Here is a 15889-nt window from a genome sequence, read left to right as displayed (position 1 = left end):
ATCACATTTACCATTTTGATTTTTATTTACTTTTTTATCTCTTTAATATTAGTTTTAAATTTTTCTATCTTATTATTTTTTTGAAGCTGATACATTTTTCCTTGGTATGAGTTTGTTTCTATAGTAACCTTTATTTGATCCTTAACTTCTTCAAAAGGTCTAATTTCACCTAATCTATCCATAACCTTTATTATATGGTATCCAAATTTAGTTTCTACTAAATCAGATATTTCTCCAGCTTTAAGTTCAAAAGTTGCCTTTTCAAACTCTGGAACCATAACACCTTTTCCAAAGTATCCAAGATTTCCTCCGTTACTTCCAGAAATAGTATCCTCAGAATATGCTTTAGCTAAAGATGCAAAGTCTTCTCCATTCTTAGCTCTTACTAATACATCCTCTGCTTTTTTCTTTGCTATTTTTTTATCTTGCTCAGATATAGGCTTCATATTATCGTCAACACTTTTAAATAATATATGAGAAGCTTTTGCCTCTTCTCTTTTGTATTGATCTTTATTTTTTTCGTAGTACACTTTTAGTTTCTCATCATTTAATTTTAAAGATAATATATAACTTTCTTTGTATTTAGATATTAATATATTTTTTTTAAGTTGATTCTTTAAGAATTTATCGTCTATATTATTTTCTTTTAAATACTTCTTAAATTCTTGATTTAATTCAAGTTGCGTTTTAAACTGTTTAAATTCCTCTTCTACAGCTTTATCCTCTACATTTATATTTTCCTTTTGAGCTGACTGATAAATCAATTCATCCTTAATCATATTATCAAGAACTTGCTCTTTTATAACTTCTATTACAGTTTTTCCTTTTTCAATTTCTACATTCCATATATCAGGTCCATATATAGCTTCAAAATTCTTTTTGTACATAGCCAAATTCTTTTCATATTCACTAACAGTTATCTCTTTATTATTAACCTTTGCCACTACATCCTTTGATTCTTTATAAGTAAATCCTGTAATAGAGAACACCATTAAAGCCATAAGTAGTGCTGCTATTATTTTTTTCATATATAACATCCTCTCACTTTTTTAAGGATATTATATCACTTTTTGTGATATATTTACAATTAACATAAAGGATTTTAGTTTTTACACTTTAATTTTATTCTTCCAGCATATTAAGTAACTTTTCAGTCAATTTACCATATAACGGATTAGCTCTATCTCTTGGACGCTGCATATTGACTTCTATTATTTCTTTAATTTGTCCGGGTTTATTCGACATAACAACTATTTTATCTGATAAATAAACTGCTTCATCTACACTATGAGTAACAAATAAAATAGTTTTCTTATTAAGCTCCCATATCTTTAAGAGTTCTCTCTGAAGTAGAATTCTAGTATATGCATCAAGTGCTCCAAAAGGTTCATCCATAAGAAGAACTTTAGGATTATTAACTAATGCTCTAGCTATTGCAACTCTTTGCTGCATACCTCCCGATAATTCATACGGATAAGCTTTTTCAAATTCTGCCATTCCTATAATATCTAAAAAGTGTCTAGATAGTTCTTCTCTTTCTTTTTTGGGTTTTCCTTCAAATTCTAGGCCTAATCCTATATTATCTAAAACAGTTCGCCACGGTAGTAATGAATAATTTTGAAATACCATACCGATATCCTTTGTAGGTTTTGTAAGCTTTTGATTATAATAATAAATATCTCCACTACTTGCATTTTCTAATCCAGAAATTAATCTTAATAATGTAGATTTGCCACATCCTGATGGTCCAACAATACATATAAAATCATTTTCATTAACATCCATATTTATAGTATCAAGTGCTTTAATATCAAATCCTTCTTGAGATTTAAAAATTTTTTCAACACGATCAATTTTTATACAAGTATTCAACTATATCTCTCCTTTATCTAGCTTTTCTCTCCCAAGAAAAATATTTTTTTTCTAATTTTCTAAAAATCCAGTCTAATCCTGCACCTACAAATCCAATACATATTATACCTGTGATTACAAGATCTGTTCTTGCAAGCTCATAAGAATGAGTAATTAAATATCCTACTCCCGAAAGACTTCCTGGAAGCATTTCTGCTGAAACAAGGCAAGCCCATGCAATTCCAAGACCTGTTCTCAATCCATTTACCATAGTTGGTGCAGCACCAGGTATTAGTGTTTTTAAAAAAATATCTTTTTCGCTAGCTCCAAGAACCTTTGCGGAGTCTATAAGAGTTTGCTTAACATTCTTAACTCCAAAAATAACACTTGTTAATACTGGGAAAAAAGTTCCCAAGGCTATTATAAATATCATAGATAACTTAAAATTATTTAAGTAAACATACATTGTACCTTGTTTTAATCCAAACAAGTTAGAAAGACTTGAAACCCCAAACCATCCAAGAACCAAAGGAACCCATGCAAGAGGAGGCACTGGTCTAAAAATGTTTATAAAGTTATCAAAAAGCTTATTAAATATCCCTTTATAACCCATCAATATTCCAAAAGGTACTGCTATAATTACTCCAGCACTATACCCTAATAAAACTCTTAATAGACTTACAAATATATTACTGGGTATCGACCCTAATCCAATGAAATTGTCTGTAGCATTTTTTAGGTTCCAAAAAACCTTACCAACTCCAGGTAATATAACCGGATTGTTTATAGACATCGACATAGTACTCCATATCATGATAAATGCAATAGGTACTAATGACTGTATAATAAAGCTTCTTATAGTTTTTTCCATTAAATTCACCTCACAAAAAATCTTCTGTCATTTAAGACAGAAGATTCTATTTTCTATTTATTTGCTTCTTCAGCATATTTAAATTCAAATACTTTTTCTTTTACTTCATCAAAATCTTTATTTTTTAATCTTCCGTTAAACTTATCCATTTTATCAAGTGCTGTATAATAAACTTTTATTCCATCAATCCACTTTTCTGTAGGATTAGTTGTATATGTTATTGTAGATGATTTAACTACATCTTCGTGAACTCCTATAACATTAGATAATACATCAGCTACATCTTCTTTATTTTTCATACAATATTTAGCATCATCTGTTATAAGTTGAACCATAGCATCGAATACTTCAGGATATTTAGACATAACTTCTTCTCTTGCTGAGAAAACACAGCAAGGGAAATTTTCCCATTTGCCTTTTGGAGGGAAGTCTTTAAGATTAAGAACTATTTTTCCTAGATTTTCATGCTCTGCTGCTTCAGGATAATGTGATGGTCCTACCCATGCATCTACCTGTTTACTTGTAAGAGATGGTAAAAGATTTTGAGATCCCTTTAAATCAATTAAAAGAACATCCGCTTCAATGTCATTAGGATTTTCAGTTACATTCAATCCTTCAGTTTTAAGAACAGATTCAAGAACGATTCTAGGACCACTTACAGGTGAATGATATCCTATTTTCACTGGTACATCTGATTTTTGTATATATTTTTTAACTTCTTCCCAACCATAAAAATCTTTATCTGGACCAAAAACAAGACTAACACCATCTGTTTGTATAGGGCAAAGAATTTTAACATCTGTTCCTTGATCATATGCTGAAAGCATAGCCGTATTTGAACAAACCGCAGCATCTAAATGACCTTGTCCCATTAACGTAGCAGCTTCTGATCCACCTTTTGTAGGTACAAAGTTAAATAAAGCTAACTTTTTACCATTTTTCATCAGTTCAAATTGCTGTTCTGATATAGGATTAAAGTATATATCATTCTCTTTAAAATTTTCTGTTTTATGTAGTGGTATATTCATTATACCTGTATGTAACTCATTTCCCCAAGAAACTGATATAGTCGGTATTTCTTCCTCTACATTTTTTCATTACTTTGGTTTTGACTTGTACTGCCGCACGCAGTTGTTAATAAAATAATCATAGTTAATATAATACCCAAAAAGTTTTTTTTCAACATAAACCCCTCCTTAATTATAGAAAATAAAAGTATATTTGTTAAAAATTTTAACAATATTGTCATATCAAATTATAATATAATTAGTTGTTTATGTGAAATTCATTTTTTTATATTTAACTTATCAGTTATCGAATAATTTTATCCATAATATAACAATTTCCTTAAGCATAAAAAAATAGATATTAATTTAAAATAATTAACATCTATTTTTATCATGTATTTTTTATTCACTATTTTATTTACCTATTATCTCTACTACATCTTCAATTACAAGAAGTGTGCGTTTCAATTATAATATTTTTACAATTTCAATCAATCCAGCAAACCTATTATTTCTGACTGATCTACAAAAAAACCTATTTTTACTCCCTCATGTGTATTTTTAATATAATACTCAAATCCATGACGCTCCAATATTTCTTTTATTAGATGTAGACCTAATCCAGTCCCACCTAAAGCTTTATTTCTAGATTTCTCAACACGATAAAAAGGCTCCCAAATTTTTTGTATATCTTCTTCTGGTATCATAGCTGGTGTATTCTCTATTGAAAATTTAAGTATTGAATAATCACGCTCAATTCTGATAGATATATTACCATTCTCAGGCGTGTACTGTATAGCATTATTCAGAAGATTACTTATCACGCTCTCTATTTTTTCTTCATCAGCTCTAATAAAATCTTCAGATAAATCTAACTCTACCTCTAAATTTTTATTTTTAATAAGAGGTTTCAACTTGTCATAAACCTTTAATATAACATCAGAAAGTTGGAATATTTCTTCTTTGAAAGGCAAATCTCCAGATTCAATTCTAGATATTTCAAGCAAATCATGAGTAAGTTGGCTCATATTATCAATTTCTTTAAGTATATTCCTGTAATTTATATCATCTTCACGATTATAGACCCCATTCATCAAACCTTCACTAATGCCTTTTAATATAGTTAACGGTGTCTTCAATTCATGAGAAGAATGTGCAATAAATCTCTTTCTGAATTCTTCCATTTTTTCCTTTAGCTCAATATCTTCTTTTAATTTAGAATTTGAATTTCTTAAATCATTAAGAGCTACTTCTAATCGATTCGATAGATTATTTATATTGTCTGCCAATTCCTCCAGCTCATCATTTGTATGTATCTCACATTTATCCGTAAAGTCCAAATGAGACATATCCTTAGTTATTTTATTTAGATGCAAAAGTGGCTTTGCTATTCTTTTTGAAAAAATATATGAAGCAACCATAGCTATAAATATAGCCACTATCAAAATAAACATAGAAAACTTGTTCATAATAATTGTAGCCTCATTAATTGATTGCAAGGAACTTGTTGCAAATAGAATGAGAGGTTTTTTATTTTTTAAATACAAAGGACTAACAAAAAACATATTCTGTGTACCAGTATCTACATCTGATTTAATATAAATAATCCCTTCAGAAGATTCAAATATTTCTTTTACACCTTCTCCTTCTTGTAATTTTAGTACCATTTCATTAATAAGCAAGTCATTTCTATAGCTAATACCTTGAAATTCATTTTCATATATATTAGCATCAATGATTTTAGCTTCTATGACTTTATCATCTTCATAATAATAATCATCGCCCAGATTTTCCAAATATAAGTCCTCTTCATAGTTACTATCATCTAATTGTTGATTATAATTAAATCCACAATAAAATTCTTTGCCGTCTATTTTAATGTATTGTGGGTATATTGTACTTTCTAATTTTTCATACCAAAAATCCTCAACAGTGATTTTTTCGTTCATGTTTAATGCTTCACTAAAATTATTGTTTTCTAAAAAACCATCTAAACTAATTTCATAAATTTCACGATTTTCATTTTCTATTAATAAATATGATCCTTTTGACTCACTGATTAATCCATATTGTATAGAACCATAAATATTCGATATACCAATTGGTATATCATTCTCTATGGAAAAAATATTGATTATTTCTTCAATCCTGTTATCTGAAATTTCTTCAACCTCTAGTTTAGCAATAAGAGATTCAACATTCTCATAAACTAATCTCTCCTTATTAAATAAATAGAAGCTTTCTAATAAAAAGCATTGAAATCCAAATTGCAAAAGTAAAATGACAAGTACTACACCTACTGTCATACCAAAGAGCTTATAAAAAATCTTATTTTTCATTCACTCACCTCAAATTTATAGCCCACTCCAAAAATAGTTCTAATATAGAAAGATTTTTCATTCATAGCTTTTCGCAATTTCTTTATATGATTATCTACTACTCTAGTATCACCAAAATAATCATTCCCCCAAATTTCTTCTAACATCTTCTCTCTACTCAATACAATACCTTCATTAGAAATTAAGTACCATAAAATATCGAAGCATTTTAGAGTGAGATTAACTTTGTCATCATTGATAAACACTTCTCTAGACAGTTTGTTGACCTTAATATCTTTTCTTATAATAAGTTCTTGATTTTCATTCTTCCCATTATACTTTTTACTTATTAGTTTCTTAGCTCGAGCTACTAATATAGCAGGGCTAAATGGTTTTTTTACATAGTCATCTGCATTAAGTTCAAACCCCATTAATTCATCATCTTCATCTCCACGTGCTGTTAATATTATAATGGGGATATCCGATTTCTTTCGAATGCGTCTACATACTGCCCAACCATCTAATTTAGGCATCATAATGTCAAGTATCACTAAATCAAATTCATCTTTTGAAAATTTGTCTATCCCCTCTTGCCCATCTGAAGCTTCAACTATAGAAAATCCCTCTGCCTTAAAAAAATCATTTATTACTTTACGTATTCCAATTTCATCTTCTATGACAAGCACCTTATGATTCATATAATTTCCTCATTTCTATAATATTAATTAATATATATTATAGCATTTCATTTAAACATAATTAAGAGGAACTCTAATATAGAATTCCTCTTAATTAAATAATTTACTCTAATTTCTACTTTTTATAATCAAAGTCTTCATCATCCCAATCTTCATCTTCTAATTCTTCCCAGTTTACATCATCAAAGTCACCCTCATCAAAATACTTTACTAAAATTTCATCAAATTCTTTCCATATTTTATCTGCTTTATCAAACTCCTCTGATTCTTCAAATTTAACAGCTTCTTTAAGTAAAGATTCCATCTTAGCTAAATCAGCTTTATCAATATCACCAATCTCCTTTTTTAATTCATCTAACATTTCATCTACTGATAATAACTCAAAATCTTCTACATACTTAAAGAATACTTTATCAAACTTTTCCCATACTTTAACTGCTTCTTCATATTTCTCAGATTTTTCTAATTTCATAGCATCTTCATAAAAAGCTTTAAGTTTTTCTAAGTCTGCCTTTTCAATATTTTTAACTTCAAAGTCTTCTTGAATCTGTTTTAAGTACTCATCAGCAGATAATACCTTAATCTCCTTATCTGCATATTTAAAATATATTTTATCAAACTTTTCCCATACTTTAAGTGCTTCTTCATATTTCTCAGACTTTTCTAATTCCACAGCATCTTCATAAAGTTTTTTAAGTTTTTCTAAATCTGCCTTTTCAATATCTCCAAATCTATCTTCCATTTCTTTCAAGAACTTATCAGCTGTTAATATCTCGATCTGGTCTGCATATTTGAAAAATATTTTATCAAACTTTTCCCATACTTTATTTGCTTCTTCATATTTCTGAGACTTTTCTAATTTTATAGCATCTTCATAAAAAGCTTTAAGTTTTTCTAAATCTGCCTTTTCAATATCTTTAAATTCATCTTGCATATCTTTTAAAAACTCATCCCAAGATAAGAATTCACTATCTTTAAAATCTGTTTCATTATAGTCTTTTACATTTACAGTATTTAGGTTTTTTTCGATATTTACAATATTTTTCGTAGTTCCCTGTGGATTAGCAAATCCCATAGATGATGAAAAAACTAAGATTGCCATCGCCATAAATGCACTTTTAAATTTTCTATTCATATTAATCTCTCCCTTTGTTTTAATTTTTATTGTGATTATATTTTAGCAAAGAGATGTATTCATCAAATATTCTACTTGTGTCTTTTTTGTATCTTTTTTATTATTCTTTTATATAAGTACCTACTATTTCACCATAATATAATACATGATAGTCATCATTTGAATATTTCTTCTCTTTTATTTCACTATCAATCATACATTTAGGATCCATTTCTTGTTTGTAAACTATTTTACATTCAATGTGAAGATCACATTCTTCTATTATAGGTGAATTTATATTTTTGCTATCTACTGCATGTATATTAGATTCTTCGAACTTATCTATATCTCTACCTGATTTAGTTCCACATATACTTAATGCTTCTTTTAACTGACCTTTTAGTGGAAAACTTACAGAAAAATCCTTAGCATTTTCTATTAATTCATATGTATGTCTTGAATATCTTACCATAGCAGTAAAAACAGGCTTATTCCACATAAAGCCTATATTTCCCCAAGCTATTGTCATTGTGTTTACATTTTCTTCATTATCTTTGACATTTAAAAATGCTCCCTTTTGAAGCTGTTCTAAAATTTCTTTAGATAATTCATTGTATTTTATTTCCTTCATAAAAATCACTCCTCAAATTTAATCTATATTAAATTTACCACACATGGACCACTCTAAGAAACATATTTTAAAATATTTTTTAATCGTACCTATTCCATCATATTCTTCTCTACCTTTTCCTCCTCTAAAAATCTAGACTTCTTTATATAGATGCACTAAAAAAGAGCCTTTAGAATTTACTCTAAGGCTCTTTTCTTAATTTTGAATACAGGAATACCAGTAAAAATTCCTTTTATTTTCTTATAATACTTTTTGTAATGCATCTATAAATTTTTCAGTTTGCTCTTTAGTTCCTATACTAACTCTTAACCAGGTTTTCAACTCCCAAAAATATCCTGGTCTAACTAAGATTCCTTTTTTGAGCAATTTTTCAAATACTACCTTTGAATCAACTCCAGTATTTACAAATATAAAGTTTGAATTAGATTTTATATACTCCATATCGTTTTCTTCAAAGTATTTTTCCATCTTGCTCATACACTCATAATTAAGTTCTACAGTTTTATTTATATGATCATCATAATTTAACGCTCCTATTCCTGCAGCTTGAGCTAATCTATTAACATGAAATACCATTTTCATTTTATTCATAGCTTTAGTTATTTCACTTGATGTAAGTAAATATCCAATTCTCAAAGATGCAATTCCTGCGACTTTTGAGAATGTTCTCAGTATAATAGTGTTCGGTCTTTTTCTTAGTATTTCTAAAGAATCTGGATACTTATCATTCTTTATAGCATACTCATAATATGCTTCATCAAACACTAAAACTACATCTTTTGGAGTGTTTTTTACTAAATAATCAATATCATCTTTTGTCATTATATTTCCAGTTGGATTATTTGGATTGCATATATAAATTAATTTTGTTTTATCATTAACTTTTTGAATAAATTTATCGAAATCATGCTTATAATCTTTAAGCTCTATTTGATGAGCAACACCTCCCATAAAAAGAACTTCACTTGCATATTTTCCGAATGTAGGCTTAGCCATTATAGCCTCGTCGCCTTCATTTATAAAAGTTTGAGCTATTATCTTTAAAAGTTCCTCCCCACCATTACCTACAACTATATTCTCATGCTTTAGATTGTATTTTTCACATAATTTATCTTTTAACTTAGTACAGTTAGGATCTGGATATATATGTATACTATCTAATTCTTTCTTAATCTCTTCAATGGCCTTTGTAGATGGTCCTAACGGATTTTCATTAGATGCAAGTTTTTCGATATCCTCAAGGCCTAGTTCTTTCTTTAGTTCATCTACAGACTTCCCAGGTATATAAGGTTTTATAGAAGCTACTTCTTTTCTAAATAGATTTTTACTCATAATTCCAACTCCTTATTTTTACATTATATAGATTTAAATATTCATAATATCATTTATATTCACAAATGCCATCATAGCCATAACATATCCATAAATTCCAAATCCGCAAATTTGCCCAATACATATAGGAGCAGTTACAGATTTTCTTCTATATTCTTCTCTTGCATGAATATTACTTATGTGAACTTCAATAGTTGGTATTTGTACTGCTTTTAATGCATCATAAATTGCTATACTATTATGAGTGTATGCAGCAGGGTTTATTATAAACATTTAATTATTCTATTTACAACTTCATTTAATTCTATATCATTGATTATCTCACAGTTACAGTATTTCTTATAAAGGGAATATCTTTGTTTAAATAGGTTATAAATTTTCTCTTTTCCTTCTTTTAATAAAGGACGTGAACTTATATCAACATCAGCGATTATATCTTCTATAGGTCTGTTGATAAATATTATTATTCCATTTTTATTAAGCATTTCTATATTTGAATATGATTTTACTACCCCTCCTCCAGTAGATATAACTGTAGAAAGCTTACCACTTACCTCTTTTACTGCCTTACTTTCAATTTTTCTAAAATAATCTTCCCCATAATTAAATATCTCTGTAATGCTTCTTTCTTCTTTTTCTTCTATATATTTATCTATGTCAATAAACTCCATACCTAATTTCTCAGCTAAAATATTTCCTATACTTGTTTTTCCACATCCAGGCATTCCTATAAGGACTATATTTTTATTTATCTTTTTCATTCATTCTTACCACCTTGCAATATTGAATTAATTCTATAATAAATCTTATCATAGATAACACTATCAATTTCTATGTTATTCCATAATTCTTGTGATTTTACAGCTTGACCTATCAACATATACAGCCCATTTATAGATACTACTCCTAATTCTTTTGCATATTTTAAGAATAAGGTTTGTGTAGGATTGTATATCAAATCAACTGCTACTTTAAATTTTGACATATCTTCTTTATTAATAAGAGAAATATTTGTATTAGGATGCATCCCACATGGTGTACAATTTATTATCATATCTGTTTCTTTTAAAGATTTTATTTCATTGTATGATATTAATCTAAAATTCTTAAATTTCTCATCCACTTTACTAATATCTCTACTTACTAATACAATATCCTTTATTTCTTTATCTAAAAGATATTGAACTACAGCCTTTGAAGCTCCTCCCGTTCCAAGTATTACGGCAGTTTTACCCTTAATGGTAATATTATATTTATTCAGCATTATTCCAAAACCATAATAATCAGTATTATAGCCAATAGTTTTATTATCTTTAAAGCATATTGTATTTACTGCTCCTATTTTATTAGATTCTATTGATACATCATTTAGATATTTCATTATATCAACCTTATACGGTATAGTAACATTTACTCCTTTTGCTTTTAATGCTTTTAATCCATATACTGCATCTTTTAAATGTTCATTATTAACTTCAAATAAGTTATAATACGCATTTATACTTAACTCTTTAAATATTATTGAATGTATTATAGGAGAAAAACTATGACCTAATTTTTCTCCTATAAGCCCATATAAACTACTCAAAGAAATCCCCCTAACTTTTTATATCTTATTTGATTTGTAATTTCCAAGTAATTTAAAATATATACTCTCTTTTTCAATTAATTTAATTGTTTTTTTTATCACTTCATCTCTTAAAGATCCTTCAAAATCTAGATAAAAGAAATATTCCCATGATTTATCAATAATAGGCCTTGATTCTATTTTCATCATGTTCAAATTGTTTTGAGCAAAATACTTTAAAATACTAAAAAGAGTACCTGGTTTGTGTGAAATAGAAAACAATATGCTAATTTTATTACAATCATTACTTACTTCAATATTTTTACCTATTATGATAAATCTTGTATAGTTACTTTGATTAAAATTTATGTTAGATTCGAGTATATCTAAATCATATAATTCTGCCGCTTTTTTGCTAGATACAGCAGCTTTGGTTTTTGAATTTTTATCCTTAACAAATTTTGCACTAATAGCTGTATTAGTATAAGGAATTAACCTCCAATGAGGATATGCTTTGAAAAATTCACTGCTCTGTTGAAACGCTTGAGAATGTGAATATACCTCTTTTATATCTTCTATTTTAGTACCTTTAGTTACTAATAAGTTATGATCTACTTTTAAACATTTCTCTCCTATTATATAAAGCCCATATTTACGTAATAAATCATATATTTCTGATATTCCCCCAGTAGAGGAGTTTTCAATAGGAAGTACTCCATAATCTATATCATTATTTTTGACTGCTTTAAAAACATCTTCAAATTCATTTAAATTTTTAGTTTTAGTATTTTCTCCAAAATATTCTTTAAGAGCTTGTTCACTAAAAGATCCCCTAATTCCTTGAAAACCTACTATACATCTATTTTTATCACTTCTATCAGTATAATTTTTGAATTGTTCTTCTTGAATTGATCTACTAATATTCATAATGTTTTTTAAAAACTCATGTGTTGATTTTTGAAAAAGTTCATTTTTTATATGATCAGTATTTTTACTTAAAACTTGTTCTTCTCTGGATATATTCAATATTGGAAGATTATTTTCATATTTATATTTAACTATACTTAATACTTTTTCCATCCTTTTTTCAAACAACCTAATAAGTTCTTTATCTATACAATCAATCTCTTTTCTTAAATTATCCATTGTACCCCCTCCCTTTCTATCACTATGTCTAACAAAGATAGAGCACAAGCAGCTTCAATAACTGGAACTACTCTTTGTACAATACATGGATCATGGCGTCCCGTTACATTTATTTGTATATTTTCTTTTTTGGATATATCAACTGTTTTCTGTGCTTTTCCTATTGAAGGAGTAGGTTTAAGTGCCGTTCTAAATATAATAGGCATACCATTTGTAATTCCACCAAGTATTCCTCCATTATTATTTGTATAGGTTTTAACTTTATCTTCATCTATAAAAAATTCATCATTAGCCTCCGAGCCTTTCAATTTAGTGATATCAAATCCTGCTCCAAATTCAACTCCTTTTACTGCTGGAATAGAAAATAATATATGTGCAAATTTACTTTCAATTGAATCGAAAAATGGCGAACCTACTCCTACTGGGAAATTTATTATTGCCGTTTCTATTATTCCTCCTACAGAATCCTCTTCTTCTTTTTCTTTTAAAATTAATTCTTTCATTTTTATACCTATTTCATCATCAATAACAGGAAAGTCTTTTTTTGCTATTTTTTTCAAAAATTCACCTTCAAAATCTACCCAATCAAAATATTCTTCATTTATATTCCCTATGCTTTTTATGTGACTTCCAATTATCACATCTTTTTTTTCTAAAATTTGCTTTGCTATTGCTCCTGCAAATACTAATGGTGCGGTTAATCTTCCTGAAAAATGTCCTCCCCCTCTATAATCATTAAAACCTAAGTACTTTACATATCCCGTATAATCGGCATGACCAGGTCTCATAACATTTTTTATAGCTTCATAATCTTTAGAATGTTGATTCGTGTTATATATAATAGTACATATTGGTGTTCCTGTTGTTTTATTGTTAAAGTACCCACTTAATATATCAAACTCATCACTTTCTTTTCTTGCTGTAGATAATTTATTCTTACCTGGTGCTCTTCTTTGCATCTCATTGTTTATATAATTAAAGTTTAATTCTATACCAGCAGGAAGACCATCTATAACTATTCCTATAGCTTTTCCATGAGACTGACCAAAAATTGAAAATTTTATATTATTCCCCCATGTTCCACTCATCTATTTTTCCTCCTAGGTTTTTGAAATCACTCCAAAATGTTGGATAAGATTTTTTTACAACATCACTATTTTGTATAATAACAGGGTCATTGCATTTTATTGAAGCAATGGCTAAAGCCATTGCTATACGATGGTCATTCCAACTATCAACTGTTCCACCTTTTAACAGTTCTTTTCCATTGATTAATAATCCATCTTCTAATCCTTTAATATCTGCACCCAACTTATTCAACTCTGTACTAATCGCTTTTAATCTATCTGATTCTTTTATCCTAAGTCTAGCTGCATTAATTATTTTTGTAGTTCCAGTACTTAAAGACCCTAATGTTGCAAGTATTGGAATAAGATCTGGACACTGAGAAGCATCGATTACTATTCCCTCTGTTCTTGATCTTTTAACTTTAACAAATTCATTATCTATAGTTATATCTGCTCTCATATTTTTTACTATATCTAAAATGGCTTTATCTCCTTGAAGAGAATTAACATTCACATCAATGCATTTAATATTATCTCCTAGTATTCCTGCCACAATCCAAAAGGCTGCTTGAGAAAAATCTCCCTCAACCCTATAATCATTAACCTCGTATTTTTGATTTCCTTTCATATAAAACTCTTGATAATTATTATTTTCTATTTTTATAGAAAATTTATCTAAAACATCAATTGTTAAATCAAGATATCCCTTTGACTCAAGAGGATTTGTTATTACTATTTTAGAGTCTCCATTAAGCATTGGTAATACAAACATAAGACCAGTAATAAACTGGGAGCTTATATTTCCTTTCATTTCAAAAGTTCCTGGTTTGAATATTCCATTAACAGTTAAAGGTAATTTTTTATTATCATTTAAATATTGTATGCCCTGTTTTTTGAATATTTCATAGTAAGTATCAAGAGGCCGTTCTACAAGTTTTCCTTTACCAGTAAAAGTTATATTTTCTCCAATTAAGCAAGCCATTGGTATAAAAAATCTTAATGTAGAACCAGATTCTTTGCAATCAATTTGATCATTTATTAACGAATATGAGTTGGATCAATCTTACTTGTATCTCCAAGTAAACCTAAAACAGTATAATTACTTCCTATTACTTCATGTACTTTGCATCCTAAACTTTCCATTTTAACTTTAACTTTTTCAATTTCACTTTGTGGTGTTTTTGGTTTCATAATAATGACCATATTAACTACCTCCTTGAATTTTTATATACAAACACAAAATACTTCATTATTCTCATAAAAAAAGAAGACCCATCTAATGAGTCTTCTTTATGTTTGTACATATTGATAAAAAACACATTTATAATCAATGTATTTTTTACCAATATGTACAAATACGCAATACTTTTTTATTCTCATTAGAAAAACAATTTTTTATTTTTTTGTAAAACAAATATCCAGCGCTATAAAAGTAAAAATAGCTCCAGCTAAAAAAATAAAATTTAAATTGATTTACATTTGACTTTCTAACAAGTTTTTTCATTTCACATTCCTCCATAATAATTTTATTTTAAATTCTTAACTTTCATAAAAAAGAAGACCCATCTAATGAGTCTTCTTTTTGTCTGTATCTATTAATAAAAAACACATTTACGAGCAATATATTTTTTACTAATATATACAAATACATAATACTTTTTTATTCTCATTAGAAAGATAATTTTTTATTTTTTTGTAAAACAAATATCCAGCGCTATAAAAGTAAAAATAGCTCCAGCTAAAAAAATAAAATTTAAATTGATTTACATTTACCTTTCCAACAAGTTTTTTCATTTAGAATTCCTCCTTTCAAATAATATTTTATTAATAGTAATTTCGTTATTTTTCATAATTGTATCAAATTTCAGAAAAATGTCAACGCAAATATAATAAATTTTACATTTTTTTATTTTTAGTGCAAAAAAGCACAAAATAATACCTTTATATACAATTGGGATTAGTTTCCTATTTTAATTATTTGTACTTATTTGATTATATTTAAATTTATTCAATTCTAAATTCTCCTTTTATCATAACTTTACCTTTTCCACCTACTGAAACATTTATATTATTTTCATCTCTTTGATCAGCTCTAATTTCAATGATACAAGGCAGATTAACTATATTTCCTTGTTCTGCTTTTAAGCTTATATGCTTTTGATTGAAATATTTATTTCTTAACAAATATGCACCTAATGCTGAATTTCCTACTCCACACCCTGGATCTTCAATTCCATTTCTAGGGCATATATTTCTTGTATGTATATTAAACTTTTCACTATATGTT

The 15889-nt window shown here is 27.7% G+C and carries 17 protein-coding genes; all 17 read right to left on the bottom strand.

What is annotated here, in order from left to right:
- Positions 1 to 26: 26 nt before the first annotated feature.
- A complete protein-coding gene (locus tag N4A48_RS01225; RefSeq protein ID WP_293663854.1) occupies positions 27 to 1028 on the bottom strand; it encodes a peptidylprolyl isomerase in 1002 nt (333 codons plus the stop codon).
- A gap of 94 nt (positions 1029 to 1122) precedes the next feature.
- Positions 1123 to 1872, bottom strand: coding sequence for an ABC transporter ATP-binding protein (locus N4A48_RS01220; RefSeq protein ID WP_293663853.1), 750 nt, complete (start codon positions 1870 to 1872; stop codon positions 1123 to 1125).
- Positions 1873 to 1885: 13 nt separating this feature from the next.
- On the bottom strand, positions 1886 to 2722 hold the full coding sequence (locus N4A48_RS01215) for an ABC transporter permease (RefSeq protein WP_293663852.1): 837 nt from the start codon (positions 2720 to 2722) through the stop codon (positions 1886 to 1888).
- A 53-nt stretch (positions 2723 to 2775) separates the two neighbouring features.
- Positions 2776 to 3750 (bottom strand): ABC transporter substrate-binding protein, encoded by a 975-nt coding sequence (locus N4A48_RS01210; RefSeq protein ID WP_293663851.1) that lies wholly within the window; start codon positions 3748 to 3750, stop codon positions 2776 to 2778.
- A 470-nt stretch (positions 3751 to 4220) separates the two neighbouring features.
- Positions 4221 to 6068 (bottom strand): sensor histidine kinase, encoded by a 1848-nt coding sequence (locus N4A48_RS01205; protein ID WP_293663850.1) that lies wholly within the window; start codon positions 6066 to 6068, stop codon positions 4221 to 4223.
- The gene (locus tag N4A48_RS01200) at positions 6065 to 6745 is read right to left on the bottom strand and encodes a response regulator transcription factor (RefSeq protein WP_293663849.1); all 681 of its coding nucleotides are present in this window, start codon (positions 6743 to 6745) and stop codon (positions 6065 to 6067) included. Before N4A48_RS01200 ends, N4A48_RS01205 begins: the two co-directional genes overlap by 4 nt.
- 115 nt (positions 6746 to 6860) lie before the next feature.
- Positions 6861 to 7880: a hypothetical protein gene (locus N4A48_RS01195; RefSeq protein WP_293663848.1), complete on the bottom strand. Its 1020-nt coding sequence runs from the start codon at positions 7878 to 7880 to the stop codon at positions 6861 to 6863.
- 100 nt (positions 7881 to 7980) lie between these two features.
- Positions 7981 to 8490: a flavin reductase family protein gene (locus tag N4A48_RS01190; RefSeq protein WP_293663847.1), complete on the bottom strand. Its 510-nt coding sequence runs from the start codon at positions 8488 to 8490 to the stop codon at positions 7981 to 7983.
- Between the two features lie 240 nt (positions 8491 to 8730).
- Positions 8731 to 9822, bottom strand: coding sequence for a histidinol-phosphate transaminase (gene hisC, locus N4A48_RS01185; RefSeq protein ID WP_293663846.1), 1092 nt, complete (start codon positions 9820 to 9822; stop codon positions 8731 to 8733).
- 33 nt (positions 9823 to 9855) lie between these two features.
- Complete coding sequence (locus N4A48_RS01180; RefSeq protein WP_330665023.1) at positions 9856 to 10095, bottom strand: type II 3-dehydroquinate dehydratase; 240 nt, start codon at positions 10093 to 10095, stop codon at positions 9856 to 9858.
- Positions 10086 to 10583 carry a shikimate kinase gene (locus tag N4A48_RS01175; RefSeq protein ID WP_293663845.1) on the bottom strand — a complete coding sequence of 166 codons (498 nt, stop codon included), beginning with the start codon at positions 10581 to 10583 and terminating at the stop codon, positions 10086 to 10088. The genes N4A48_RS01180 and N4A48_RS01175 overlap by 10 nt, the downstream gene beginning before the upstream one ends.
- Positions 10580 to 11410 (bottom strand): shikimate dehydrogenase, encoded by an 831-nt coding sequence (gene aroE, locus N4A48_RS01170; protein WP_293663844.1) that lies wholly within the window; start codon positions 11408 to 11410, stop codon positions 10580 to 10582. The genes N4A48_RS01175 and aroE overlap by 4 nt, the downstream gene beginning before the upstream one ends.
- 18 nt (positions 11411 to 11428) lie before the next feature.
- Entirely contained in the window at positions 11429 to 12535 is a 1107-nt protein-coding gene (gene pheA / locus N4A48_RS01165; protein ID WP_293663843.1) for a prephenate dehydratase, read from the bottom strand.
- Positions 12523 to 13623, bottom strand: a complete 1101-nt coding sequence (gene aroC / locus N4A48_RS01160) for a chorismate synthase (protein ID WP_293663842.1) — start codon at positions 13621 to 13623, stop codon at positions 12523 to 12525. Before aroC ends, pheA begins: the two co-directional genes overlap by 13 nt.
- Complete coding sequence (gene aroA, locus N4A48_RS01155) at positions 13601 to 14629, bottom strand: 3-phosphoshikimate 1-carboxyvinyltransferase (RefSeq protein WP_330665026.1); 1029 nt, start codon at positions 14627 to 14629, stop codon at positions 13601 to 13603. Before aroA ends, aroC begins: the two co-directional genes overlap by 23 nt.
- 11 nt (positions 14630 to 14640) lie before the next feature.
- Positions 14641 to 14805: a hypothetical protein gene (locus N4A48_RS14935; RefSeq protein ID WP_330665022.1), complete on the bottom strand. Its 165-nt coding sequence runs from the start codon at positions 14803 to 14805 to the stop codon at positions 14641 to 14643.
- Between the two features lie 801 nt (positions 14806 to 15606).
- Positions 15607 to 15889, bottom strand: a 283-nt coding sequence (locus N4A48_RS01145; protein WP_293663841.1) for a PhzF family phenazine biosynthesis protein, incomplete at its 5' end; no start/stop codon positions are given.

The sequence above is a fragment of the Tepidibacter sp. genome, from assembly GCF_025210165.1.
In the GTDB taxonomy this organism is placed as follows: domain Bacteria; phylum Bacillota; class Clostridia; order Peptostreptococcales; family Peptostreptococcaceae; genus Tepidibacter_A.
The sequence above is the reverse complement of the archived record's forward strand: the minus strand, read 5'-3'. Positions and strand labels throughout refer to the sequence as shown.